Here is a 24,878-nt window from a genome sequence, read left to right as displayed (position 1 = left end):
CCTATTATATATTACTATTAGTACCAAGTCATAAGTGCGGTAAAGTGGATGGTGTCAAATGAAGCGAACAAAGGCAGAAAGACAACGTTTATTAAGGGAAACGATTGAAGATACACCGTTTATTACAGATGAGGATTTAGCCAGAAAATTTAATGTCAGTATTCAAACCATCCGTCTTGATCGAATGGAACATGCGATTCCAGAACTGCGCGAACGTATTAAAACTGTGGCAACCAGTCAGTGGAACGAAACAGTTAAAGCTTTACCGTTAGAAGAAGTAATTGGTGAAGTTATTGACCTTGAGCTGGATAGCAGAGCCATCTCCATTCTTAACATTCAGCCGGAACATGTTTTTTCCAGAAATAAGATTGCCAGGGGGCACCATTTATTTGCGCAAGCCAATTCATTAGCTGTTGCTGTAATAAATGATGAATTAGCCTTAACGGCAAAAACTGAGTTAACCTTTACTAGACAGGTTAAGGAAGGTGAACGTGTAGTTGCAAAGGCGGTTGTAGAAGGATTAAATGATAAAGGCTATACAGTTGTACGCGTTTCTAGCTATGTTGATCAGGAAGTGGTTTTTAAAGGAGTATTTTACATGTATCGGTCAAACGATCAAAAAGGGGAATGTACAGATGAAGTTAGCCATTGATGCTATGGGCGGGGACAATGCCCCAGGCGAGATTGTTTTGGGTGCGATGGACGCCATTAAGGCTATCAAGGAACTAGAAATCGTATTAATAGGGGATAATGAAAAGATTAAACCTTATTTGAGTAATGAAACCAGGATAAGTGTTTTACATACAGAAGAAGTAATTACGAGCGAGGATGAACCAGTACGGGCCGTTCGAAAAAAGAAAAATGCATCACTTGTATTAATGGCAAAGGAAGTGAAAGAAGGACGTTGTGATGCCTGTATATCAGCAGGCAACACCGGGGCATTAATGGCCGCCGGATTATTTGGCGTCGGTCGTATATCAGGTGTCGACCGGCCTGCACTCAGTCCAACATTACCAACAATTGACGGCAAAGGATTTTTATTGCTTGATGTTGGGGCGAATGTGGACGCCAAGGCACACCATCTTCTTCAATATGGAATAATGGGATCTATTTATACGGAAAAGGTTCGAGGTATTATAAATCCAACCGTGGGATTAATGAATGTTGGGACTGAGGACGGGAAAGGAAACGATTTGACAAAGAAAGCATTTGCATTACTAAAAGATGCGCCAATTAATTTCGTTGGAAACGTCGAAGCCAGGGATCTATTGGCCGGTGCAGCGGACGTTGTTGTAACCGATGGATTCAGTGGCAATATTGCCTTGAAATCTATCGAGGGCACCGCTGAAACAATGTTTCACATGCTTAAAGAAACCTTTATGTCTTCACTAAAGACAAAAATTGCTGCGGGGATAGTTAAAAGTGACTTAAAGGGATTGCAGGGAAAGCTGGATTACAGCGAATATGGCGGGGCTGGTCTTTTTGGACTTGCTGCCCCAGTGATTAAAGCACATGGTTCTTCTAATCGACGAGCAATTCACAATGCAATTAAACAGGCTTGTCATATGGTTGACTATCGTGTAACAGAAACAATCAAAGAAACCATATCAACTGTCGATATCGATAAGGGGGAAAAAGAATGAAACAAGTGGCATTTATGTTCCCTGGTCAGGGATCACAGGACATAGGAATGGGTAAAGAATTTTATGAGGCTTACCCTGAAATAAAGGAAATGTACCAAGAAACAGATCGCGTTTTAAACTTATCATTGTCTGACATCATGTTTAATGGACCTAAAGAAACGTTGACAGCTACGCAAAATGCACAGCCGGCTTTATTGCTAAGCAGTATAGCGGTTCATACCCTTTTATTAAAATCGGAAATTCAGCCGGTTATGGCGGTAGGACATAGTCTTGGTGAATACAGTGCACTTGTTGCAGCAGGAGCAATTTCACTTGAAGATGCTGTTCAACTGGTTCAGACACGCGGAAAATTAATGGAAGAGGCTTTTCCATCCGGTAAGGGGGCAATGGCTGCGGTATTGGGGCTGACTGTTGAGAAGGTAAAAGAAACATTATCTGCATTAGAAACAGATGAAATCGTTGATCTGGCAAATATCAACTGCCCTGGACAAATCGTTATTTCTGGTTCAAAAGAAGGAATCGAACAGGCCACACCTGTATTGAAGGAAAATGGAGCAAAACGGGTTTTACCATTGAATGTTAGCGGACCATTTCATTCCAGATTAATGAAAGCAGCAAATGAAAAGTTTGCAGGAAAACTAGGAGCGGTCTCCATCACCGATGCCACTATCCCTGTGTATGCGAATGTTACAGCATCGCCGGTTACCAAGCATGAGGAGATTAAAGATCTGCTAATTCAACAACTGTATTCTCCCGTACGCTTTGAGGAATCAATCCGTAATATGATTGATAAGGGTGTAGATGCATTTGTTGAGGTGGGCAATGGAAAGGTATTAAGTGGATTAGTTAAAAAGATTGATCGTACTATACCTACATTTGCCATTCAAAATCCAAAGTCCATGGAAGAATTTATCACATGGTACAGGGAGGAAACATAATGTTGAACGGAAAAAGTGCTTTAGTTACAGGTGCCTCAAGGGGGATAGGTAAAGCAATTGCATTAGAATTAGCTAAACAAGGTGCAAATGTTGCTGTGAATTATGCAGGCAGTGAAGCAAAAGCACAAGCGGTAGTGGAGGAAATAGAGCAATTAGGTGGTAAGGCATTCAAGATTCAAGCGAATGTTGCAAGTGAATCAGATGTCAAAGACATGATTAAACAGGTGATCAGCAAATTTGGAACACTTGACATATTAGTTAACAATGCTGGGATTACCAAGGACAATTTGCTAATGCGTATGAAAGAGGAAGAATTTGATCAGGTTATTAACACTAACCTGAAAGGTGTCTTTCTATGTACCAAAGCTGTTACCCGTCAAATGATGAAACAAAAAAGTGGTAAAATTATTAATGTATCTTCCATTGTCGGTGTGAGTGGTAACCCTGGACAAGCAAACTATGTTGCCGCGAAGGCCGGTGTGATTGGGTTAACAAAATCGACTGCAAAAGAGCTTGCATCAAGAAATATCTTTGTGAATGCTGTTGCACCTGGATTTATTGCAACTGAAATGACGGATGTATTGACTGATGAACAGCGAGCGGATATGCTTGCCATGATTCCACTTGGAAAATTGGGACAAGCGGAAGATGTAGCTAAAGTAGTACGTTTTCTGGCATCTGAAGATTCCAATTACATGACAGGCCAAACACTTCATATTGATGGTGGAATGGTTATGAGTTAACATGAATTTACTAGCACTTTGAAGGGAGGTGAAGTACTGTGGCAGACGTATTTGACCGTGTAAAAGAACTTATCGTTGAACGTTTAGAGGTAGAAGAATCCAAAGTTACAATGGAAGCTTCTTTTAAGGACGATTTAGATGCTGATTCACTTGATGTAGTTGAGCTCGTTATGGAACTGGAAGATGAGTTCGATATGGAGATTGCTGATGAAGAAGCTGAAAAGATTAATACAGTTGGTGATGCTGTTAACTACATAAACAGTATAAAGTCCTAATAAACTTTTTTGGAAAGTCTCGCCTGAAGCGAGACTTTCCGTATATTGAACAGAAGCAGGTGGCATAACATGAATGTTAAACAACTTGAAGAGAAACTTAATATTACTTTTAAAGACCATGGCATATTAAAACAGGCATTTACACATTCATCGTATGTGAATGAGCATCAGGGAAGTTTATTTTTGGATTATGAACGATTGGAATTTTTGGGTGACGCAGTATTAGAACTAGGGGTATCTCAATATTTGTATCGGAATAACAAGGAAATGCCTGAAGGGGAAATGACCAAGTTACGTGCTGCAATCGTATGTGAGGCCTCTCTGGAAAACTTTTCGCGCAATCTGGAATTTGGCGATCAAATTTTACTGGGACGCGGTGAAGAACAAACAGGTGGACGAGATCGCCCTGCCTTATTAGCTGATATATTTGAATCATTCCTAGGCGCGTTATATCTGGATCAAGGTTATGAAGTAGCTATTCAATTTCTGGAAGATTTTGTGTTCCCAAAAATTAGTACCGGTGCTTTTTCGCATGCGATGGATTACAAGAGTCAGTTGCAGGAATTGGTGCAACAGTATAAAAATCAGCACATCGAATATAAAATAGTGGACGAAAAAGGCCCATCGCACAGTAAGGAATTTGTCACAGAGGTCTATGTTAAGAATCAAAAAGCTGGTTCAGGAACCGGGCGGACAAAAAAAGAATCCGAGCAACGTGCAGCGAAACATGCTTTGGATACATTTAGCGGATAAATAACCAGGAAAGGCTGTACTTCAAATGAAATACAGCCTTTTCTTTAATTATGCTTTTCTAACAGATTTTAGCTCATCAATAAATGCCTGTGTTTCTGATGCGCTAAGCTGCCCCTTCTGCACAACCATATCATACATGAATTTTATTTCATCATATTTTTTCAGGTCGTAGTCTTCATGATCGAGCAGACCTCGATTTGCTACTTTTAATCGCTCTGCCAATTCATCTAGGATAACTTTCATATTTTCATTGGATGGTTGTTCAAGATTCATTCTTACACCTCACAATCTCTTTTGGTTTAATAAAAGGAAAGAAAAGTATTTATGTATGCCGTTACGCCTATACCTCTCTTCAGTTGTTCCTTAGTTTATGATAAAATAAATGCGGTAAAATGCCAAATTTATTTTAGTTAATAGCGATAATAGTCGGTTATGATTATCTCGGTTTGATTTAGGAGAATGTTTATGTATTTGAAACGATTGGAAAGTGTTGGATTTAAATCATTTGCGGAACGTATACAGGTGGACTTTGTTCCAGGTGTCACTGCGGTAGTAGGCCCAAATGGGAGCGGTAAGAGTAATATAACCGATGCAATAAGATGGGTACTGGGCGAGCAATCTGCTAAGTCGCTTCGTGGATCTAAAATGGAAGATATTATTTTTCAGGGAAGTGATTCAAGAAGGGCATTAAATGTAGCAGAAGTAAGCCTTGTACTCGATAACAATGATCATGCAGTGCCGCTTGATTATGAAGAAATTAGCATAACCAGACGAGTGTATCGTTCAGGTGACAGTGAATTTTATATTAATAAACAATCATGCAGGTTAAAAGATATTGTTGATTTATTTATGGATTCTGGGCTAGGACGAGAGGCGTTCTCCATCATCAGTCAAGGAAAAGTTGAGGAAATTTTAAGTTCGAAAGCTGAAGAACGACGTACTATTTTTGAGGAAGCTGCTGGTGTCCTGAAATATAAGCAACGCAAAAAGAAAGCGGAATACAAATTAGCTGAAACACAGGAAAATCTAAATCGTGTTGAAGATATTGTTCACGAAATCGAACAGCAACTTGGTCCGTTGCAGGAACAGGCAGAAAAAGCCAAGCGATATAATCAGGCAATGGAAGAATTGAAACAGCAGGAAATTTCATTAATGGTTACAGAAATTGAACAGTTACACAGTCAGTGGCAGCAGTTGCTTGAAAAATCCGAGAAAGAAAAAGAAAATGAACTTGCCATGAAAACTGATATTCAAAAAAAAGAAGCTAACTTGGAAGAAGAGCGCAGTAAAATCAACTCGTTAGATGACGAAATTGAACAGGTTCAAACCTCTTTATTGGAAACTACTCAAAAGCTTGAACAATTTGAAGGAAGAAAGCATGTTTTACAAGAGCGCATGAAACATTATGAAGAAAATCGTTCAAATTTGGAGACGGACAAAAATGAGGCACAGGGCCGGATTCAGGATTTAACTTCGACACTTCAACAAGAAAAAGAACAACTAGCCACCTTAATACGTGAACGTGATGCAGTGAAAACGAAGGTAGCCGATCTTAAAAAACAACTTACACTGGATAAGGAATCCATTGCAGACGAAATCGAAGAACTTAAAACGGAGTATATCGAATATCTGAACAATCGGGCTGCAAATCGCAATGAACAACAATCAATTGAACAACAAATCAACCAGTTACTTGTTAAAAAGCACAGACAGGAAGATAAGAACAAGGATGTTGTGCAGGCAAGAGAAAATCTTGAAAATAAAAAAGAAGCGGTGGAAGAAACACTTAGCCATCTGGAAAGGCAATTCCAAACGAATGAAAAAGAGGCAGAGAAAATAAAAGCTGCGCTAGGTGATGAGAAAAAGGTTTACGATGAGTTACAAATAAAACTTAATCAGGCATATCAATACATAGAAAAAATGAAATCTAGAAAAGAAATGCTTGAAGAAATGAAAGAGGACTTTCAGGGTTTTTTTCATGGTGTCAAAGCAGTGTTAAAAGCACGGGAAGAAAATAAATTATCGCATATTCACGGCGCGGTTATTGAACTAATAAATGTTCCAAAGAAATATGTTACTGCCATCGAAACCGTCCTAGGTGGGCAGGCTCAGCATATTGTCGTTGATGAAGATTACGTAGCCCGTGAAGCAATTAACTGGTTAAAGAAGACGAATAATGGCAGAGCAACATTTTTGCCACTTAAATCAATCCAATCCAGGTTCATGTCTGAAAGCCTGTTGGCAAAGGTGAAAGATCATTCAGGATTTATTGGAATCGCATCAAAACTAATAAAATGTGAAGCAGTCCACCAAAAAGCTGTTGAACATTTGATGGGTCATGTAATAATTGCGACATCATTAAAGGCAGCAAATGAAATTGCGTCACTAGTAATGCGCAAATACCGTGTTGTCACACTTGATGGTGATGTTGTCAATCCAGGGGGATCCATGTCCGGCGGAGCGGCCAAAAAAACAAACCAGTCTTTGTTTACGCGTGATCAAGAGTTGCAGGAAATCACCGAAAAACTTACGGACTTTCAACAAAAAACAGTTCAGTTTGAGAAAAAGGTACAGAACTCGAGGGAATCAATCGTGCAAAAGGAACAAGGCTTAGAACAAAAACAGGCAGAACTTGTGGATAGCCGGCAATCCTTACAGGAGACTAAAACAAAATTCAGTCAAATTGACATGAAGCTGTCCTCGGTGAGTAATAACCTAACTTTATATGATCAGGATAAACTGCAGTTTGAAGCGGAAGAAAGTGAACTATCCAAACGTCAAAAATTCTTATCACAGGAATTAAATCAAATAGAAAACAAGATATCAATTATCGCCCAAAAGATTGATGAGTTGGGTGAACAGGAAAAGATGTTAAAAGAAAACAATGAACAAACACAACATGATTTTCATCAGAATCAAATATTACTGGCAGAATTAGAAGAGCGTGTAAAAAACCAACGTGGTAAAACAAAAGCATTGACAGAGGATATTAACGAACAAAACCAGCAGTTTGAGGAATATCGGGACAAATTACAGGAATTAATTGATTTAAAGGAAAATGAGGTAACTGAAACACAGATATCTGCTGATATAGGTGAATATCAAACTAACAAAGATAATCTAACCTCAATCATTCAGGAAAAACGAACGGCCCGCAGCAATCTAACACAGTTTGTCCAGGATGCCGAAAGAGAATTGAAAGAATTAAACAAATCTCATCAGGTTCTCACTTCACACCTTCAAGATCTCGAGGTTAAGTCCAATCGTCTGGATGTCGAGCTTGAGAATCGTTTAACTAGATTACAAACAGAATATACACTAACATACGAAAGGGCGAAAGAAACATACCCTAAAACAAGTAATCTTGATAAAACGAAATCACATGTCAAGCAAATTAAGCGATCCATTGAAGATTTGGGTACCATTAATTTGGGTGCTATTGATGAGTATGATCGAATCATGGAACGGTACACATTTTTATCTGATCAAAAAGATGACCTTGTTCATGCTAAGGAAACAATGTTTACGGTTATTGCCGAAATGGATGAAGAGATGCAAAAGCGTTTTTCATCTACTTTTACGAAAATTAAGGATGAGTTCGCAATCGTGTTTGAAAAATTATTTGGTGGAGGTCATGCGGAATTAAAACTGACCGATCCAAACGATATGCTGGAAACAGGGGTAGAAATAATAGCTCAGCCACCAGGCAAAAAACTTCAGCATTTGGGTCTTCTTTCAGGTGGTGAGCGGGCATTAACCGCTATTGCTCTGTTATTTGCAATATTACGAGTGAGACCTGTACCGTTCTGTGTCCTTGATGAGGTGGAAGCGGCACTTGATGAAGCAAATGTTACACGGTTTGCCCAATATGTAAAGATGTATAGCGAGGATACGCAGTTTATCGTCATCACACATCGAAAAGGAACGATGGAGGAAGCGGATGTATTATATGGCGTGACGATGCAGGAATCTGGTGTCTCAAGACTGGTGTCTGTTCGTTTGGAGGATACAAAAGAATTAGTACAATTTTAAAGGAGGTTTTTACGAATGGGTTTTATGGATAAATTGAAAAATAAATTTAAGCAAAATGACGAGGAAGAACTATCAACAAAGTATAAAGAAGGAATGACTAAAACGAGAAATTCCTTCTCAGGTAAGATCAATGATTTAATTGCGAAATACCGCAAAGTGGACGAAGATTTTTTTGAGGAATTGGAAGAGGTACTCATTACTGCCGATGTTGGTGTGATGACCGTAATGGATTTGATTGATGAGTTAAAAATGGAAGTGAAGCGCCGCAACATTAAAGATACTCAAGATGTGAAAGAAGTAATTTCTGAAAAACTGGTGGATATTTATTACGGTGACGACGATGAAGAGATAGAGAAATTAAATCTTCAGCAGGACAATTTAACCGTCCTGCTTGTTGTTGGGGTAAACGGCGCTGGTAAAACAACTTCGATAGGTAAGCTTGCTTACCAATTAAAATCGGAAGGCAAAAAAGTAATGCTAGCAGCTGGAGATACCTTCCGTGCAGGTGCGATTGAACAACTTGAGGTATGGGGTGAGCGCGCAGGGGTTGACATTGTTAAGCAAGGGGCCGGCAGTGATCCGGCAGCAGTTATCTTTGATGGGATTAAAGCGGCAAAGACCAGAGATGCGGATGTACTAATCTGTGACACAGCCGGCCGGTTACAAAATAAGGTAAACCTGATGAACGAACTGGCGAAAGTAAAACGGGTAATCGAGCGTGAAATTCCAGGTGCGCCACATGAAGTACTATTGGTTCTCGATGCGACTACCGGTCAAAACGCAATGAGTCAGGCCAAAATATTTTCAGAAGCTACCAACGTTTCCGGAATCATTCTAACAAAGCTAGATGGAACTGCTAAGGGTGGAATTGTCTTAGCTATTCGCAATGAATTGGGAATTCCAGTTAAATACGTTGGACTAGGTGAAAAAATGACGGATCTGCAAAAGTTTAACGCAGATGCCTTTGTATTTGGTTTGTTTGCTGATATGCTAGAAGATGAAAATGCTTAATTTCTGTCCTTGTTGACAGATTAAGGAAGGATTCGTTATGATTACTTCGTAAAGGAATTTCACTTAACAAGGGGTGTTTGGAATGTTAGATAAAACCACACGTATCAATTACTTGTTTGATTTTTACCAGGCACTGCTTACACCTAAACAGCGCAATTACATGGAAATGTATTACTTAGAAGATTATTCGCTAGGTGAAATATCTGAACTATCAGAGGTATCAAGACAAGCTGTTTACGATAACATTAAACGAACAGAACAAATGCTCGAATCCTATGAGAAGAAGCTCCATTTATATGATAAATTTCAATCCAGAATAGTTCTTCTTGATAAGATTGAGCATGATCTTGAAAAAAGTGCACCAACAACAGATGTAATAAGCATGTTAAATCAACTAAAAGAAATAGATTAGGGGGACACCTTCTATGGCATTTGAAGGACTTTCCGACCGCTTACAAAACACAATTAAAAAAATCACCGGAAAAGGCAAGGTTTCTGAGCAAGATGTTAAAGAAATGACAAGAGAAGTTCGACTTGCACTTCTTGAAGCAGACGTTAACTTTAAAGTTGTGAAGGATTTAATTAGTCGGATTAAAGAACGAGCAACCGGTCAAGAGGTAATGGAAAGCTTAACACCGGGTCAGCAAGTAATAAAAGTAGTAAAAGATGAATTGTCTGAGCTAATGGGCGGTGAACAAAGTAAGATTGCTGTGGCAGACAAATCACCAACTGTGATTATGATGGTAGGGTTGCAGGGTGCAGGTAAAACAACAACAACTGGGAAACTTGCCAATTTACTCAGGAAGAAAAATAACCGATCCCCCTTACTGGTCGCTTGTGATGTTTATCGTCCAGCGGCAATTAAGCAATTAGAAACACTTGGGGAACAATTAAACATGCCCGTTTTTTCCATGGGGACAGAAGCGAAACCGATTGATATTGCAACAAAAGCAATTGAACAAGCTAAAGAAGAACACAATGATTATGTAATTATTGATACAGCAGGTCGCCTGCATGTTGATAATCATTTAATGGATGAATTACAGGATATAAAAGCGAATGTAAAGCCGGATGAGATTTTCTTAGTAGTCGATGCAATGACAGGTCAGGATGCTGTGAACGTTGCCGAGAGTTTTAACGAGCAGCTTGATATTACTGGAGTAGTACTTACTAAGCTTGATGGCGATACTCGTGGCGGTGCTGCATTATCTATAAAAGCAGTAACAGATAAACCAATAAAATTTGCTGGGATAGGTGAAAAACTCGATCAATTAGAAGCCTTTCACCCGGAAAGAATGGCGTCTCGTATCCTAGGTATGGGCGATGTTTTGACATTAATTGAAAAAGCACAAACAAATGTGGATGAAAAACAGGCAAAAGCATTGGAAGAAAAGATGCGGACGATGTCTTTCACATTTGATGACTTTTTAGAGCAAATGGGTCAGGTCAAAAACATGGGACCACTTGATGATCTAATGGCAATGATCCCTGGCGCTGGAAAAATGAAGGGCTTAAAGAATGCCCAGTTGGATGAGAAACAACTTGCTCATGTAGAAGCAATCATTCAATCTATGACCAAAAAAGAGCGTCAGGAACCAAGCATTATGAATGCAAGCCGTAAAAAACGGATTGCTTCAGGGTCTGGTACATCTGTTTCGCAAGTCAACCGGTTGCTTAAGCAATTTGATGAAATGAAAAAAATGATGAAACAAATGACCAACATGCAGAAGGGCAAAAAAGGCAAAGGAATGAAATTTCCATTTATGTAACAAGAAAAGCGGAAGCGCCCGTTTAGCGACGTACAAATAGGTAGGACTGTGAAAGTACGGTGAACTTTCCGTACATTCATCAGGACTAACTATTTGCTAGTCGTTGGGCGCTGGAGCTGGAAAAGAAAAGCGGAAGCGCCCGTTTAGCGACGTACAAATAGGTAGGACTGTGAAAGTACGGTGAACTTTCCGTATATTCATCGGGACTAACTATTTGCTAGTAGCTGGGCGCTGGAGCTGGACAAGAAAAGAAAAATTTAAAGTATATTTTCCGCATGTAATGGAAAAACACTTTACAGACAAACAAATATCTGATAGAATCTAAACTTGTGAAAAACATTTTTATTGGAGGTGCAAGATAATGGCTGTTAAAATTCGTTTAAAACGTATGGGATCTAAAAGAAATCCATTTTACCGTATCGTTGTAGCTGATTCACGTTCTCCTCGTGACGGACGTCAAATCGAACAAATTGGAACATATAACCCGGTAGTAAACCCGGTTGAAGTTAAAATTGATGAGGAAAAAGCGCTAAACTGGATGACAAACGGTGCAAAACCAAGTGATACAGTACGCAATCTTTTCTCAAAAGAAGGCATCATGAAAAAATTCCACGACTCTAAAAATCAAAAGTAAAGTAGTGTGATATCATGAAAGCCCTAATTGAATCCATTGTTACGCCACTTGTCGATTTTCCGGAAGATATTGTTGTAACAGAAACAGAGGAAGATACAAAAATTATCTATCATCTTACTGTGAATCAGGAGGATGTTGGAAAGGTTATTGGCAAGAATGGACGCATTGCAAAAGCAATCCGGACTGTTGTATATGCAGCAAAGACGGACGCAGACAAACGTATATATTTGGATATCATGTAAAGGGAAAGGGCATACCTTTCCCTTTTTACGCATTACTTTCTCTTTATTTCTAGTACTGACGCTGCTAACCTTTCATAATAATTTTCCATCGTTTGAAGAGGGTGTGTTGTATAGATGAAAATAATGAACAAAGTACTTGTAAAACAAGTAATTACAGAAAAAAATAAAGAAAAATTAAAACAAAATTTCAATAATCATAAAATGCGACTTGAACAAGAGTGTCAACAATTGTTATTCGAACAGAGAAAGCTGCAAAATAAAGCTGGCTTGTCGAAACAAGATGTTTACGAGCGTTTTCAGCAGGAAATTAAAAATCGGAAAGAAAAGATGAAACTGGCGGATTTTAAATTAGAACAATTGGACATGTTGGAAATTGGCAGTGAAATCACAGAAAAAGAAGTTGAGGCTCTTGTTGAGGTTAAAGTTGGAATGCATTGGGACCAAATTATGGGAGAAATAGCAATTGTAATAAAAGATGATGTGGTCGTCCGAATTGATGAATAGCAGGTGATGAAAATGACAGATAAACTATTTAATGTAGGAAAAATAGTAAATACACACGGTATACGGGGGAAGTTAAAGTTCACCGAATAAGTGACTTTGATGAACGATTCAACGTGGGTGAAGCGTTATTTCTAGTAATAGAAAACAAGCATCCGCTTAAGTTAGAGGTTGCCAGTCACCGCACCCATAAAGGGTTCGATTTACTATCTTTTAAAGGGTTTGATTCGATTAATGAGGTTGAAGGTTTTAAAGGGTGCTATTTAAAAATCTCGGAAAACCAATTAACGGAATTAGAGGAAGGCGCTTATTATTATCATGAAATAATTAATTGTGATGTTTTTCTGAATACAGGTGAACAATTGGGAGTGGTAAAAGAAATTTTATCCCCTGGAGCAAATGATGTCTGGGTTATTAATCGCAAAAAGGGTAAAGATATTCTAATTCCTTATATTGATGATGTGGTGAAAGAGATTGATGTTGATGCGAAAAAAGTGATTATTAACCCAATTGAAGGGCTGCTAGAATGATGCATATTGACATATTGACATTATTTCCACAGATGATAGAGGGTGTATTTAATTCTTCTATTCTAAAAAAAGCCCAGGATAAAAATAAGTTTAGTTATGATTTGGTGAATTTCCGGGATTTCTCAACAAACAAACATTATAAGGTCGATGATTATCCATATGGCGGCGGAGCTGGGATGGTTTTAACTCCCCAACCTATCTTCGATGCAGTAGATTCCATTACGAAAAATAAGTCAGTCAAACCACGTGTTATACTTATGTGCCCACAGGGGGAGCCGTATAATCAAAAAAAAGCTGAAGAGTTGGCAGAAGAAGAAAATCTTGTTTTCATTTGCGGCCATTATGAAGGTTATGATGAACGGATCAGAGAACATTTGGTAACAGATGAAATCTCCATTGGTGACTATGTCCTGACAGGTGGAGAGTTAGGTGCCATGGCCGTTATTGATAGTGTTGTCCGGCTACTCCCCGATGTCCTTGGCAACCAGGAATCTGCCCCAGAGGATTCATTTTCGACCGGAATGCTAGAACATCCGCATTATACCAGACCGGCAGATTTTCGTGGAATGAAAGTACCAGACGTTTTGCTTTCAGGCGATCATGCAAAAATTGATGCTTGGCGTAAAGGAGAATCCTTGAAAAGGACTTTTGAACGCAGGAAAGAATTAATTGATGAACGAACTCTATCAGACATTGATTGTAAATTACTTGATAAGTTTAAGAGCAGGGCGGACAAGAAATGATGCGATAAAAACTGTTGAACTCGTCTCCTCTATATGGTATATTAATTGTTGTGCTTAAGTTCAATGCTTAGGTCGTATAAACGATGTTCCGCTGTCCCTTAGTGAGTTATGAGCATTGGTTTGGAAGGAGTGAAGTAGAATGCAAAAATTAATTGCAGATATCACAAAAGAACAACTTCGCACGGATCATCCTGACTTTCGTCCTGGTGACACTGTTAAGGTGCATGTGAAAGTTGTTGAAGGAACTCGTGAGCGTATTCAGGTGTTTGAGGGTGTTGTAATTAAACGTCAAAATGGTGGAATCAGCGAAACATTTACAGTAAGAAAGATATCTTACGGTGTAGGTGTTGAACGTACATTCCCACTACATTCACCTAGAGTTGCGAAAATTGAAGTTTCAAGACGCGGTATTGTTCGTCGTGCGAAGCTGTACTATCTACGTAATTTACGTGGAAAAGCTGCACGTATTAAAGAACGTCGATAAAAATTGTATTGTAAAGGGGCTTGGCATTAAATGCGGGCTCTTTTTTACTTTTGCCTAAGGCATACACATCCCACACGTTTCGGAGGAAAACCACATGTCTAAACTGAAAAACGAATGGTTCGATTGGGTAAAGGCATTACTGATTGCTTTTGCATTGGCCTTTATTGTTCGGATGTTCTTTTTTGCACCAATCGTAGTTGATGGACCTTCGATGCAGCCCACACTACATAACCATGATCAAATGATTGTGAATAAGTTTATTTATAATGTCAGTGAACCTGAGCGATTTGATATTATTGTGTTCCATGCAACACCGGAACAGGACTTTATTAAACGAGTAATTGGACTGCCTGGTGAACATGTAGCAGTAAAAGATGATGTATTGTACATTGATGGTAAACCTGTAAAAGAACCTTTCTTACAGGAAATTAAGGATCAGAAAAAACCAAATCAGACTTTAACAGGGGATTTCAAGCTTGAAGAAATACCAGGTGGTTACGAGACTATTCCTGAAGGCTATGTACTTGTCCTGGGGGATAATCGGAACAATTCTGCTGATAGTCGGGTACTAGGACTAATTCCGGAAGATACAATTGTAGGAAAAACAAGCTTCATTTATTGGCCACTCGATCGCTTTCATATGTTGGACTTTTAGAATGATGGGTGTTAGTTAGAAGATACTTAATAAACCAAGGTTTAATACAAGAATAGGGTGATAATATGCCAATACAATGGTTCCCAGGACACATGGCGAAAGCGCGTCGTCAGGTAGAGGAAAAGTTAAAACTGGTTGATTTCGTAATTGAACTAGTAGATGCAAGGGCGCCACTATCCTCACAAAATCCCATGCTTCAACAGGTGCTGCAAAGTAAACCAAAAATGGTAATCTTAATGAAGAAGGATTTGGCAGACCAGCGTGAAACTGATAGGTGGATTTCCTATTTTCAGGATAGGAAAATGAGTGCAATGGCTATTAATGTTAATGACAAATCGGATATTCAGAAGGTTATTCATCTCGCTAAGGAGTTTGGTAAAGCAAAGATGGATAAGCTTTTGAAAAAAGGTATTCAACCAAGGGCTGCCAGGGCTATGATTATTGGCATTCCGAATGTCGGGAAATCAACATTAATTAACAGGCTTGCCAATAAAAAGGCCGCAAAGACAGGGGACCGTCCAGGTGTTACGAAACAGCAGCTATGGATAAAGGTAAAAAAAGATTTTGAATTGCTGGATACACCGGGTATACTATGGCCTAAATTCGAAGATGAAATGGTTGGCCTTCGACTGGCTGCATTAGGTACAATTAAGGATCAATTATTATCATTACAGGATATAACTGCATTTGTTATTCAGTTCTTACAGGGCCATTACCCAACGTTACTTGAAGAGCGTTATACTATTGATTCTGATATGCAAGACATGGTACAGATCTTTGAAACGATTGGGAAAAAACGTGGATGTCTGGAAAGCGGAGGGACTGTCAATTTTGACAAGGTTGCAGATGTGGTCATTCAGGATCTGCGTTCAGGCCGATTAGGATCGATAACATTAGAAACAGTCCAGTAAATAATGGCATGCATCTTAGGATGAATGCCATTGTTTTGTTTTTACTATAAATTAAAGAAGGTGAAGTATGAAAGGGTTATCAATCGCTGAAATAAAGCAGATGCTAGAAATGGAATCCATATCCAGGGATCAACTTTCTTCATTACAGAACGACTCGCGTAAGGGCGTCCATAAGCTTTTAAAAGGGTATGAACAAAAACAACAAAAAATGCAGAAAATGGAACAGCACTTTGCAGATATGTGTCGATTTGAAGAACGATGCTATGGAAATGGTTGTGAACGTATTGCGGGAATGGATGAAGCTGGAAGAGGACCATTGGCAGGGCCAGTAGTAGCGGCTGCCGTTATCTTACCGAAAGGCTTCAAATTGTTGGGGCTGGATGATTCTAAACAATTAAACGAACGTAAACGTAATGAATTTTACACTATCATTAAAAATCAGGCAGTTAGTTATGGAATATCAGTAGTAACTAATGAAACAATAGACCAGGTAAATATATATGAAGCAACAAAGCTAGCCATGCGTGATGCGTTAGGTCAATTAGATCCCTCACCTGATCATGTTTTGATTGATGCTGTACCATTAAACAATCTGCCATATACGTCCGAGTCAATCACAAAAGGGGACCAAAAAAGCATTTCTATCGCAGCGGCAAGTATTATCGCCAAAGTGACTCGGGATACGATCATGAAAAAAATACATAATGATTTTCCATGCTATGCATTCGAATCAAATATGGGATATGGAACGAGGCAGCATATAAACGCCATAGGAGAATATGGAATTTCACCGTTTCATCGGAAGTCATTTGAACCAGTCAAACACGCTATAAGTTGAACGTGAAAATTCAACATTATTTTTGATTATGCTCGCTTATTCTTGTGAAATTTGTAGTTTTTTAATACAATGGGAATGCAGTGAATTTTGATGGGAGGATAAATGATGAACATTCATGAGTATCAAGGCAAAGAAATTTTGCGAAGCTATGGTGTAAATGTTCCAACAGGACATGTTGCATATACAGTGGACGAAGCTGTAGAAGCTGCTAAAAAACTAGACTCTTCTGTTACAGTGGTAAAAGCACAAATACATGCTGGTGGACGTGGTAAAGCCGGTGGCGTAAAGATTGCAAAGAATTTAGATGAAGTGCGTACATATGCTGACGAAATTTTAGGTAAAACATTGGTTACGCATCAAACAGGTCCAGAAGGTAAGGAAGTTAAACGCTTGCTTATTGAAGAAGGATGCGATATCAAGAAAGAATATTATGTTGGGCTAGTTCTTGACCGTGCAACATCATCTGTAGTTATGATGGCATCTGAAGAAGGTGGAACGGAAATAGAAGAAGTCGCTGCAGAAACACCTGAAAAAATATTTAAAGAAGTAATTGATCCTGTAGTAGGACTTTCAGGATATCAAGCTCGCAGACTAGCATTTAATATTAACATTCCAGATGAATTAATCGGAAAAGCGGTTAAATTTATGTCTGGCCTTTATACAGCATTTGTTGAAAAGGACTGCTCTATTGCTGAAATCAATCCGTTGGTTACAACTGGTGATGGTCAAGTACTAGCACTAGATGCTAAATTAAACTTTGATGACAATGCACTATTCCGTCAAAAAGACGTTCAAAATTTCCGCGATTTGGAAGAAGAAGACGAAAAAGAAATCGAAGCATCTAAATACGATCTCAGCTATGTTTCACTAGATGGCAATATTGGTTGTATGGTAAATGGTGCTGGACTTGCAATGTCTACAATGGACATTATTAAACATTATGGTGGCGATCCCGCCAACTTCCTTGACGTTGGGGGCGGTGCGACAGCAGAGAAAGTTACCGAAGCATTTAAAATCATTTTGTCCGATGATAATGTTAAAGGTATTTTTGTTAATATTTTCGGTGGAATCATGAAATGTGACGTTATCGCTGAGGGGGTTGTCGAAGCTACTAAACAAATTGGCCTTGAAATTCCTTTAGTGGTACGCCTTGAAGGAACAAATGTTGATTTAGGTAAGAAAATATTGGATGAATCAGGCTTAAACATTACTTCAGCGGGGTCAATGGCTGATGGCGCTGAAAAAATCGTTTCTATGGTTAAATAAAAGCGGAATCGACTTGTGAAGATTGTAATGAAAAAACGTGTGAAGATTGCGTAGAAAGGATGGACGAAAATGAGTGTATATGTTAATAAAGATACTAAAGTAATTGTCCAAGGAATCACTGGTGGTACAGCTAGATTCCATACAAAACAAATGCTTGAATATGGTACAAAAATCGTTGGTGGTGTTACACCGAAAAAAGGCGGTACAGAGGTTGAGGGAGTACCGGTATTTAACACAGTAAAAGATGCAGTTGATCAAACAGGAGCGACTGCGTCTGTTATCTATGTACCAGCTCCATTTGCAGCAGATGCCATTATTGAGGCTGTTGACGCTGAACTTGACCTTGCTATTTGCATTACAGAGCATATTCCAGTAATGGATATGGTTAAAGTAAAACGTTATATGCAAGGCAAGAAAACACGTTTGGTTGGACCAAACTGCCCTGGTGTTATTACACCTGATGAATGTAAAATCGGTATTATGCCTGGATATATCCATAAAAAAGGCCATGTAGGGGTTGTTTCCCGTTCCGGTACATTGACATATGAAGCAGTACATCAATTGTCTGAAGCTGGTTATGGTCAGTCAACTGCTGTAGGAATCGGCGGAGATCCAGTTAACGGAACAGACTTTATTGATGTGTTAACAGCATTTAACAATGATCCAGAGACAGAAGCGGTAGTAATGATTGGTGAAATTGGCGGTACTGCTGAAGAAGAAGCAGCTGCATGGATCAAAGCTAATATGAAAAAACCGGTAGTAGGATTCATTGGTGGTGCAACTGCACCTCCAGGAAAACGTATGGGTCATGCTGGGGCAATCATTTCTGGTGGTAAAGGTACTGCAGAAGAAAAAATTCGTGTTATGAATGAATGCGGCATTAAAGTAGCAGAAACCCCAGCTGTTATGGGTGAAACAATGATCGAAGTATTAAAAGAAAATAATTTACAGGATAAATGTAAAACGCATTAATCTATAATGGATGTCCAAAGGGTCCTGCCCATTTGGACATCCTTATTATTAAAAAATCTTGGCTTTTCGCCAAGAGCTAATGACGAAAGCCTTAGTTTTTTTATACTTTGTACCGATAAAGATTTATACTGTCTTAAAGTATTAAAAACAGGATGTGATCATTTTGAATTCGATACGGAATCGAATCATTCATTTACACCGGTGCAGGGGAGTCACAAGGCGTACCATTTTTCGAATGCTTTCCATTGACCCAGCCCTTTCATCCATCTACCATTTATCTTCAACACAATTAAGCCAGACGTTTTCAATTCCACAGAAACAGTCCATTTCACTTTATCAAGATATTCACAATCCCAAACTTTTACTAGAGAAAAAACAGGATATCGCCCCCTATACTATCCTCACAGTAGTTGACGAACTCTATCCGACTGTGTTAAAAACAATTAAAGACCCGCCACTTGTGTTATACGCACTTGGAGATCTGTCATTACTTAAACAAACTCCAGCCTTGAGTGTGATCGGCACAAGACTTCCATCACAAAATGCACGAAATAAAATGAAATTAATCCTGCCCGCACTTTTGCAGGAAAAATGGGTAATTGTAAGTGGTATGGCAATGGGAATCGATAGCTTTGCCCACCAATTTGCTCTAGGTAATAATGGTAAAACAATAGCTGTTTTGGGCGGGGGTTTTCAGCATATCTACCCTAAACAAAATATCACATTGTTTGACCAAATAACTAAAAAAGGCTTAGTATTATCTGAGTACCCACCAAATCAGTCACCAGCAAAGCATCACTTTCCGGAGCGAAATCGTATTATAAGCGGATTAAGTTTTGGGACGCTGGTTGTTGAAGCAAAAGAAAAAAGCGGTACACTTATAACCGTTGATCAAGCGTTGGACCAGGGGAGAGAGGTATATGCAATTCCTGATTCTCCAACAGTTCCGGAATCAATTGGGTGCAATCGTATGATACAGGATGGCGCTAAATTAGTAATCCATCCAGATGACATTTTAGATGATTGGAACGCAGCTAAGGAAATTTGGATTAACCAGCTTCAGGATGAAACTTTATGATTTTAGAAAAAAATACCAATTGCATGTTTGACAAATAGACGGTATATATTTACTATTAGTGAAGATTTCAACATAAATAACTTGAGACCTCATTTTTAGGAGGATGAATGAATGTCAGATTATCTTGTAATCGTTGAGTCGCCTGCTAAGGCAAAAACGATTGAACGATATTTAGGAAAAAAATACAAAGTAACTGCATCCATGGGCCATGTTCGCGATTTACCAAAAAGCCAGATGGGTGTTGATCCAGATGATGAATTTAAACCAAAGTATATTACGATTCGCGGTAAAGGGGACGTGTTAAAGTCACTTAAATCCGCTGCTAAAAAAGCAAAAAAGGTATATCTCGCAGCCGACCCCGATAGGGAAGGGGAAGCGATTGCCTGGCATCTAGCCCATAGTCTCAATATTGATGAGACATCCGATTGCCGGGTGGTTTTTAATGAAATAACTAAAGACGCGATTAAAGAATCTTTTAAACATCCAAGATCAATTAATACCGATTTAGTAAATGCGCAACAGGCACGAAGAATATTAGACCGGTTAGTTGGTTACAACATAAGTCCGCTTTTATGGAAAAAGGTAAAAAAGGGGCTGAGTGCAGGACGTGTTCAATCGGTAGCAGTTAAAATGATTATGGACCGTGAAAAAGAAATTGAAAACTTTACACCCGAAGAATATTGGTCCATCGAAGGAAACTTTGTGAAGGGAAAAGATAACTTTGAAGGTTCCTTTTATGGGATTGATAAGAAGAAAACAGAATTAAAAACAGAAGAAGATGTTAACAAGGTAATGGAACAACTGGAAGGAAAAAACTTTACCATTGATAAGGTAAATAAAAGGGAACGAAAGCGTAATCCTGCTGTGCCATTTACTACATCTTCCATTCAACAGGAAGCAGCAAGAAAATTAAATTTCAGAGCGAAAAAGACGATGATGGTTGCCCAGCAGTTGTATGAAGGGATTGATTTAGGTAAAAAGGCAGGCGGCATAACAGGTTTAATAACATACATGCGTACCGATTCAACCCGTATTTCTGACACTGCTAAGTCAGAGGCGAAAGATTATATAGAAGAAAAACATGGCAAAGAATTTGTTGGTCAAAAGAAGGCAGCAAAGCAGAAAGAAGGTGCACAGGATGCCCATGAAGCAATCAGGCCCACTTCTGTTGCACGTGATCCGAAATCATTAAAGTCAATATTATCAAGGGATCAATATAGACTGTATAAACTTGTATGGGAACGTTTTGTGGCAAGTCAAATGGCACCAGCAATTATGGATACAATGACCGTACATTTAATAAATAATGGAATAGAATTTCGAGCGTCAGGTTCAAAAGTTAAATTTAAAGGGTTTATGTCTGTCTATGTTGAAGGAACGGATGATAAACAAAAAGAAGAAAATAAATATTTACCTGACCTGCAGGAAGGAATGGAAGTGAAGGCAACTGATGTTGATCCAAGCCAGCATTTTACTCAGCCACCTCCGAGGTATACGGAAGCAAGGCTGGTAAGGGCGATGGAGGAACAAGGTATAGGACGACCATCAACATATGCTCCAACCTTAGATACAATACAACGCAGGGGATATGTAAGTATTGATAATAAACGATTTATTCCCACTGAACTTGGCAGCATTGTGATGGATCTGCTTCAGGAATTTTTCCCGGAAATCATTGATTTGGACTTTACCGTAAAGATGGAGGGAGACCTTGACTCAATTGAAGACGGTAAAAACGATTGGGTTTCCATTCTTGATGAATTTTATCTGGATTTCCGCAAACGCCTTGAAGTGGCGGAAGAGGAAATGGAAAAAATTGAAATTAAAGATGAGCCTGCAGGTATTGATTGTGAAAATTGCGGGCATGAAATGGTCTACAAAATGGGAAGATATGGTAAATTCCTTGCATGCTCTAATTTTCCAGAATGCAGAAATACTAAACCAATTTTAAAAGAAATTGGCGTAAAATGTCCTAAGTGTAAAGAAGGAAATGTGGTTGAGCGAAAGTCGAAAAAGAAGCGCACTTTTTATGGATGTGACCGATTTCCGGAATGTGATTTTGTGTCCTGGAATAAACCGATTTCAAGACCATGTCCAAAATGTGATTCGTTGTTAGTGGAAAAGAAAAGTAAAAAAGAAACACAGATTCAATGTACAAATTGTGATTACAAAGAAAAAGTGCAAGATTAATAATGAAAGAACAGAAGAGGCTGGGACAAAAGTGTTTTAGCCAGAGAGAAATCCGAACTATGATTCAATTCTTTGATTAGAATTTGAAGTAGTTCGGATTTTTTCTTGGGGCACGGCTTCAGCCTCCTTGCCGGGGCAAGGAGACTCGACACTCGCCCGTGGAAAGCGCAGTATATTCAAGATGCGATGATAGATCCACCTATTTTGTACTACATTTTACCTTTTTCAGTGGCCTCAGCGTAAGCTCAAGGAGGCTCATCAGCTGCCCACGGAAAGCGCAGTGTTTTTCCGCAGCGGTGACAGGGCACCGAACATGATAGTAGTTTATGTCGACTGCTTATTAAGATCCGATTGTTGGAAAGAAACAATCTAAACTTCCTACCCCTTGATCGTTCGTTTTTTGAGTTGGCCATTTTAGTTTTGTCCCAGCCTCTTCTGTGTTTTAACATTAAATGAAAGGGTATGATACCTAAGAAAGAGGAGGATGATAGAATGACTGAAAGAAACCAATACTTTGTAGCAGTAGATACAGAAGATATACGCGACATGTCAATCCCAGGTAATGGCACGGAATATGAAATTTATGCAAATTCTGATGAAATTAAAGAAATTGAAACACTTTTCATGGCAAAGAATAAGAACGCGAAACAAGCGGTTAAATTTTTGAGTAAACCATTTGATGAATGGGGAGCCGATGATGAGAGAAATGAGTATGATCAGAATTTAGTTAGGATCTATCAAAAAATATATCACCTTGGTACTATAGCAACAAAGAAAAAAATTGAAGAAATAGGGTTATTTAAACAATAATATGTTAATAAATATAGAAACTCCCTTTCGCATTAGTTTAAGTTTTGCAAACTTTTTCAAATTATATATAGTTATGATTGACTATTATATTTGAAAAAGTTATAATTACCAATTGGTAAGTCAAATTACTTTACAGGGTGATGGAAGGGAGTCTTTTATGGATAATGTTCTTGGACCTTCTCTAAACCAAATGTAATAAAAAGTCACTAAATGTTCACGCGATCTAATACAGAAACAAGAAGTTTGAATCGAAGTATGTAAAGCAGTAAGTGAAAAGGTCAATTCAGAATTTTGTTACAATTTCGTTAAATTTATTGCGTTACGTTAAGGAATGTGGTATGATTTATTCGCTGATTAAGGCGGGGTGACGTAATGTATCATTTTAAAGAATATAGCGAAGCGTTCATGGAATATTTACAAATAGAAAAAAATGCATCCCAATATACTGTAAAATATTATCTGAATGATCTGGAAACTTTTTATCAGTTTTCAAAAAGTGAAGCACTTGAAGACTTTTCCGATGTGGATTATCGCTCAGTTCGTGTCTTTTTAACATCCTTATATGATAGGAAATTAAGCAGACGTACTGTTTCAAGGGTGATTTCGAGTTTGCGCAGTTTTTATCGTTTTTTAGAACGGGAAGGAAATGTTACCAGCAATCCTTTTTTGCAAATTACATTACCTAAAGCAACGAAGCCTATTCCTGGATTTTTGTATCAGGAGGAACTGGAAAAATTGTTTGAAGTGAATGATATGAGTGACCCGTTGGGTCAGCGTAATCAGGCGATACTTGAAACATTTTATGCAACCGGGATCCGGGTAAGTGAGTGCCATAAACTTACACTTAAGGATATTGATTTTACAATCGGCACAATGCTTATTCATGGTAAAGGGAGTAAAGAACGATATGTGCCGTTTGGCCGCTTTGCAGAAATTGCATTGGAAACGTATTTGAATGAGGGCAGGAAAACACTGCTTGAGAAATCTAAGTTGTCTACAGATACAGTATTTCTAAATGCAAAGGGTACACCACTAACCGCAAGAGGCATACGCCTTATCCTGACTAAAATGGTTGAAAAGGCATCACTGACCGTTCATGTTCATCCACATAAATTACGGCATACCTTTGCAACACATATGCTCAATGAAGGTGCTGACCTTAGAACAGTCCAAGAATTATTGGGGCATGAAAGTTTATCATCGACCCAAATATATACACATGTTACAAAAGACCAATTGCGAAGTGTGTATATGAAGGCCCATCCAAGGGCAAATAATTAATTATTAGATTATGAGGTGATGCAGGTGTCAAATGAGATGCATGCAACAACAATTTTCGCTGTTACACATAATGGACAATGTGCAATGAGCGGAGATGGCCAGGTTACTCTAGGTAATTCAGTAGTAATGAAACACAAAGCAAGAAAAGTACGAACATTATTTAATGGGCAGGTATTAGCCGGGTTTGCTGGGTCAGTCGCCGATGCGTTTACATTATTTGAGAAATTTGAAAGTAAACTAGAAGCCTTTAACGGTAATTTAGCAAGAGCATCTGTAGAATTAGCAAAAGAATGGCGGAGTGATAAAGTTTTACGTAAGTTGGAAGCTATGCTCATCGTCATGAATAAGGAAAACATGTTTCTTGTCTCGGGTACTGGTGAAGTAATTGAACCTGATGACGGTATCTTAGCGATTGGATCGGGCGGTAACTTTGCACTAAGTGCTGGACGTTCATTAGTCCGTTATGCGGAAAATTTATCCGCCGAGGAAATTGCACATGCAGCACTTACTATCGCAGGTGAAATATGTGTCTTTACGAATGATCAGATTACACTGGAGGTACTTGAGTAGGAGGGAGCC

27 protein-coding genes are annotated in these 24,878 nt (G+C 38.7%); 26 read left to right on the top strand and 1 reads right to left on the bottom strand.

From position 1 onward, the window contains the following. Positions 1 to 58: 58 nt before the first annotated feature. The 6 genes from fapR to rnc all read left to right on the top strand — a co-directional run bounded on the left by fapR (position 59) and on the right by rnc (position 4,352). Complete coding sequence (gene fapR, locus CFK37_RS15855) at positions 59 to 652, top strand: transcription factor FapR (RefSeq protein WP_089062783.1); 594 nt, start codon at positions 59 to 61, stop codon at positions 650 to 652. Then, positions 636 to 1,643, top strand: coding sequence for a phosphate acyltransferase PlsX (plsX, locus tag CFK37_RS15850; protein WP_089062782.1), 1,008 nt, complete (start codon positions 636 to 638; stop codon positions 1,641 to 1,643). Before fapR ends, plsX begins: the two co-directional genes overlap by 17 nt. Next, positions 1,640 to 2,581, top strand: a complete 942-nt coding sequence (fabD, locus tag CFK37_RS15845) for an ACP S-malonyltransferase (protein WP_089062781.1) — start codon at positions 1,640 to 1,642, stop codon at positions 2,579 to 2,581. Before plsX ends, fabD begins: the two co-directional genes overlap by 4 nt. After that, positions 2,581 to 3,324, top strand: a complete 744-nt coding sequence (gene fabG, locus CFK37_RS15840; protein ID WP_089062780.1) for a 3-oxoacyl-[acyl-carrier-protein] reductase — start codon at positions 2,581 to 2,583, stop codon at positions 3,322 to 3,324. Before fabD ends, fabG begins: the two co-directional genes overlap by 1 nt. Before the next feature lie 38 nt (positions 3,325 to 3,362). Then, positions 3,363 to 3,599, top strand: a complete 237-nt coding sequence (acpP, locus tag CFK37_RS15835) for an acyl carrier protein (RefSeq protein ID WP_089062779.1) — start codon at positions 3,363 to 3,365, stop codon at positions 3,597 to 3,599. A gap of 69 nt (positions 3,600 to 3,668) precedes the next feature. Further along, positions 3,669 to 4,352 carry a ribonuclease III gene (gene rnc / locus CFK37_RS15830; protein ID WP_089062778.1) on the top strand — a complete coding sequence of 228 codons (684 nt, stop codon included), beginning with the start codon at positions 3,669 to 3,671 and terminating at the stop codon, positions 4,350 to 4,352. 48 nt (positions 4,353 to 4,400) lie between these two features. On the opposite strand, the gene CFK37_RS15825 is transcribed toward rnc, so the two are convergent. Next, positions 4,401 to 4,625: a DUF1128 domain-containing protein gene (locus CFK37_RS15825; RefSeq protein ID WP_089062777.1), complete on the bottom strand. Its 225-nt coding sequence runs from the start codon at positions 4,623 to 4,625 to the stop codon at positions 4,401 to 4,403. A gap of 192 nt (positions 4,626 to 4,817) precedes the next feature. On the opposite strand from CFK37_RS15825, the gene smc reads away from it, so the two are divergent. The 20 genes from smc to hslV all read left to right on the top strand — a co-directional run bounded on the left by smc (position 4,818) and on the right by hslV (position 24,869). Continuing rightward, on the top strand, positions 4,818 to 8,384 hold the full coding sequence (gene smc / locus CFK37_RS15820; protein WP_089062776.1) for a chromosome segregation protein SMC: 3,567 nt from the start codon (positions 4,818 to 4,820) through the stop codon (positions 8,382 to 8,384). Positions 8,385 to 8,399: 15 nt separating this feature from the next. After that, entirely contained in the window at positions 8,400 to 9,395 is a 996-nt protein-coding gene (ftsY, locus tag CFK37_RS15815) for a signal recognition particle-docking protein FtsY (RefSeq protein WP_089062775.1), read from the top strand. Between the two features lie 82 nt (positions 9,396 to 9,477). Continuing rightward, the gene (locus tag CFK37_RS15810) at positions 9,478 to 9,807 is read left to right on the top strand and encodes a putative DNA-binding protein (protein WP_089062774.1); all 330 of its coding nucleotides are present in this window, start codon (positions 9,478 to 9,480) and stop codon (positions 9,805 to 9,807) included. Between the two features lie 13 nt (positions 9,808 to 9,820). Continuing rightward, positions 9,821 to 11,164 carry a signal recognition particle protein gene (gene ffh, locus CFK37_RS15805; RefSeq protein ID WP_089062773.1) on the top strand — a complete coding sequence of 448 codons (1,344 nt, stop codon included), beginning with the start codon at positions 9,821 to 9,823 and terminating at the stop codon, positions 11,162 to 11,164. Between the two features lie 361 nt (positions 11,165 to 11,525). Beyond that, positions 11,526 to 11,798, top strand: a complete 273-nt coding sequence (rpsP, locus tag CFK37_RS15800; protein ID WP_089062772.1) for a 30S ribosomal protein S16 — start codon at positions 11,526 to 11,528, stop codon at positions 11,796 to 11,798. 14 nt (positions 11,799 to 11,812) lie between these two features. After that, entirely contained in the window at positions 11,813 to 12,040 is a 228-nt protein-coding gene (locus CFK37_RS15795) for a KH domain-containing protein (RefSeq protein ID WP_089062771.1), read from the top strand. A 114-nt stretch (positions 12,041 to 12,154) separates the two neighbouring features. Then, positions 12,155 to 12,544 (top strand): YlqD family protein, encoded by a 390-nt coding sequence (locus CFK37_RS15790; protein WP_089062770.1) that lies wholly within the window; start codon positions 12,155 to 12,157, stop codon positions 12,542 to 12,544. A gap of 113 nt (positions 12,545 to 12,657) precedes the next feature. Continuing rightward, positions 12,658 to 13,071 (top strand): ribosome maturation factor RimM, encoded by a 414-nt coding sequence (gene rimM / locus CFK37_RS15785; RefSeq protein WP_342746712.1) that lies wholly within the window; start codon positions 12,658 to 12,660, stop codon positions 13,069 to 13,071. After that, positions 13,071 to 13,814, top strand: a complete 744-nt coding sequence (gene trmD / locus CFK37_RS15780; protein ID WP_089063686.1) for a tRNA (guanosine(37)-N1)-methyltransferase TrmD — start codon at positions 13,071 to 13,073, stop codon at positions 13,812 to 13,814. The genes rimM and trmD overlap by 1 nt, the downstream gene beginning before the upstream one ends. Before the next feature lie 139 nt (positions 13,815 to 13,953). Beyond that, the gene (gene rplS / locus CFK37_RS15775) at positions 13,954 to 14,298 is read left to right on the top strand and encodes a 50S ribosomal protein L19 (protein ID WP_089062769.1); all 345 of its coding nucleotides are present in this window, start codon (positions 13,954 to 13,956) and stop codon (positions 14,296 to 14,298) included. 94 nt (positions 14,299 to 14,392) lie between these two features. Then, the gene (gene lepB / locus CFK37_RS15770; protein WP_089062768.1) at positions 14,393 to 14,953 is read left to right on the top strand and encodes a signal peptidase I; all 561 of its coding nucleotides are present in this window, start codon (positions 14,393 to 14,395) and stop codon (positions 14,951 to 14,953) included. A 65-nt stretch (positions 14,954 to 15,018) separates the two neighbouring features. Then, a complete protein-coding gene (ylqF, locus tag CFK37_RS15765; RefSeq protein WP_089062767.1) occupies positions 15,019 to 15,864 on the top strand; it encodes a ribosome biogenesis GTPase YlqF in 846 nt (281 codons plus the stop codon). Positions 15,865 to 15,931: 67 nt separating this feature from the next. Continuing rightward, entirely contained in the window at positions 15,932 to 16,702 is a 771-nt protein-coding gene (locus tag CFK37_RS15760; protein ID WP_089062766.1) for a ribonuclease HII, read from the top strand. 105 nt (positions 16,703 to 16,807) lie between these two features. Continuing rightward, positions 16,808 to 17,968, top strand: coding sequence for an ADP-forming succinate--CoA ligase subunit beta (gene sucC, locus CFK37_RS15755; RefSeq protein WP_089062765.1), 1,161 nt, complete (start codon positions 16,808 to 16,810; stop codon positions 17,966 to 17,968). Between the two features lie 69 nt (positions 17,969 to 18,037). After that, complete coding sequence (gene sucD / locus CFK37_RS15750; RefSeq protein WP_089062764.1) at positions 18,038 to 18,940, top strand: succinate--CoA ligase subunit alpha; 903 nt, start codon at positions 18,038 to 18,040, stop codon at positions 18,938 to 18,940. 163 nt (positions 18,941 to 19,103) lie between these two features. Then, the gene (dprA, locus tag CFK37_RS15745; RefSeq protein WP_157724865.1) at positions 19,104 to 20,018 is read left to right on the top strand and encodes a DNA-processing protein DprA; all 915 of its coding nucleotides are present in this window, start codon (positions 19,104 to 19,106) and stop codon (positions 20,016 to 20,018) included. A gap of 111 nt (positions 20,019 to 20,129) precedes the next feature. Next, positions 20,130 to 22,208 (top strand): type I DNA topoisomerase, encoded by a 2,079-nt coding sequence (topA, locus tag CFK37_RS15740; RefSeq protein ID WP_089062762.1) that lies wholly within the window; start codon positions 20,130 to 20,132, stop codon positions 22,206 to 22,208. Between the two features lie 492 nt (positions 22,209 to 22,700). Further along, the gene (locus CFK37_RS15735; RefSeq protein ID WP_089062761.1) at positions 22,701 to 23,018 is read left to right on the top strand and encodes a hypothetical protein; all 318 of its coding nucleotides are present in this window, start codon (positions 22,701 to 22,703) and stop codon (positions 23,016 to 23,018) included. A gap of 372 nt (positions 23,019 to 23,390) precedes the next feature. Further along, a complete protein-coding gene (xerC, locus tag CFK37_RS15730) occupies positions 23,391 to 24,299 on the top strand; it encodes a tyrosine recombinase XerC (RefSeq protein ID WP_089062760.1) in 909 nt (302 codons plus the stop codon). A 24-nt stretch (positions 24,300 to 24,323) separates the two neighbouring features. Continuing rightward, positions 24,324 to 24,869 carry an ATP-dependent protease subunit HslV gene (hslV, locus tag CFK37_RS15725; protein WP_089062759.1) on the top strand — a complete coding sequence of 182 codons (546 nt, stop codon included), beginning with the start codon at positions 24,324 to 24,326 and terminating at the stop codon, positions 24,867 to 24,869. Positions 24,870 to 24,878: the final 9 nt, after the last annotated feature.

Origin of the sequence: Virgibacillus phasianinus (assembly GCF_002216775.1) — a bacterium.
In the GTDB taxonomy this organism is placed as follows: domain Bacteria; phylum Bacillota; class Bacilli; order Bacillales; family Amphibacillaceae; genus Virgibacillus_F; species Virgibacillus_F phasianinus.
This window is presented reverse-complemented; position numbering and strand designations above follow the sequence as displayed.

Excerpts from the sequence above, each read along its gene's own strand:
- fapR (WP_089062783.1), top strand. The coding sequence starts at position 59 with ATGAAGCGAACAAAGGCAGAAAGACAACGTTTATTAAGGGAAACGATT.
- xerC (WP_089062760.1), top strand. The coding sequence starts at position 23,391 with ATGTATCATTTTAAAGAATATAGCGAAGCGTTCATGGAATATTTACAA.
- rnc (WP_089062778.1), top strand. The coding sequence starts at position 3,669 with ATGAATGTTAAACAACTTGAAGAGAAACTTAATATTACTTTTAAAGAC.
- sucC (WP_089062765.1), top strand. The coding sequence starts at position 16,808 with ATGAACATTCATGAGTATCAAGGCAAAGAAATTTTGCGAAGCTATGGT.
- ylqF (WP_089062767.1), top strand. The coding sequence starts at position 15,019 with ATGCCAATACAATGGTTCCCAGGACACATGGCGAAAGCGCGTCGTCAG.
- CFK37_RS15760 (WP_089062766.1), top strand. The coding sequence starts at position 15,932 with ATGAAAGGGTTATCAATCGCTGAAATAAAGCAGATGCTAGAAATGGAA.
- smc (WP_089062776.1), top strand. The coding sequence starts at position 4,818 with ATGTATTTGAAACGATTGGAAAGTGTTGGATTTAAATCATTTGCGGAA.
- ftsY (WP_089062775.1), top strand. The coding sequence starts at position 8,400 with ATGGGTTTTATGGATAAATTGAAAAATAAATTTAAGCAAAATGACGAG.
- plsX (WP_089062782.1), top strand. The coding sequence starts at position 636 with ATGAAGTTAGCCATTGATGCTATGGGCGGGGACAATGCCCCAGGCGAG.
- fabD (WP_089062781.1), top strand. The coding sequence starts at position 1,640 with ATGAAACAAGTGGCATTTATGTTCCCTGGTCAGGGATCACAGGACATA.
- CFK37_RS15735 (WP_089062761.1), top strand. The coding sequence starts at position 22,701 with ATGACTGAAAGAAACCAATACTTTGTAGCAGTAGATACAGAAGATATA.
- topA (WP_089062762.1), top strand. The coding sequence starts at position 20,130 with ATGTCAGATTATCTTGTAATCGTTGAGTCGCCTGCTAAGGCAAAAACG.
- CFK37_RS15810 (WP_089062774.1), top strand. The coding sequence starts at position 9,478 with ATGTTAGATAAAACCACACGTATCAATTACTTGTTTGATTTTTACCAG.
- CFK37_RS15790 (WP_089062770.1), top strand. The coding sequence starts at position 12,155 with ATGAAAATAATGAACAAAGTACTTGTAAAACAAGTAATTACAGAAAAA.
- fabG (WP_089062780.1), top strand. The coding sequence starts at position 2,581 with ATGTTGAACGGAAAAAGTGCTTTAGTTACAGGTGCCTCAAGGGGGATA.
- rplS (WP_089062769.1), top strand. The coding sequence starts at position 13,954 with ATGCAAAAATTAATTGCAGATATCACAAAAGAACAACTTCGCACGGAT.
- CFK37_RS15825 (WP_089062777.1), bottom strand. The coding sequence starts at position 4,625 with ATGAATCTTGAACAACCATCCAATGAAAATATGAAAGTTATCCTAGAT.
- trmD (WP_089063686.1), top strand. The coding sequence starts at position 13,071 with ATGCATATTGACATATTGACATTATTTCCACAGATGATAGAGGGTGTA.
- lepB (WP_089062768.1), top strand. The coding sequence starts at position 14,393 with ATGTCTAAACTGAAAAACGAATGGTTCGATTGGGTAAAGGCATTACTG.
- ffh (WP_089062773.1), top strand. The coding sequence starts at position 9,821 with ATGGCATTTGAAGGACTTTCCGACCGCTTACAAAACACAATTAAAAAA.
- sucD (WP_089062764.1), top strand. The coding sequence starts at position 18,038 with ATGAGTGTATATGTTAATAAAGATACTAAAGTAATTGTCCAAGGAATC.
- rpsP (WP_089062772.1), top strand. The coding sequence starts at position 11,526 with ATGGCTGTTAAAATTCGTTTAAAACGTATGGGATCTAAAAGAAATCCA.
- CFK37_RS15795 (WP_089062771.1), top strand. The coding sequence starts at position 11,813 with ATGAAAGCCCTAATTGAATCCATTGTTACGCCACTTGTCGATTTTCCG.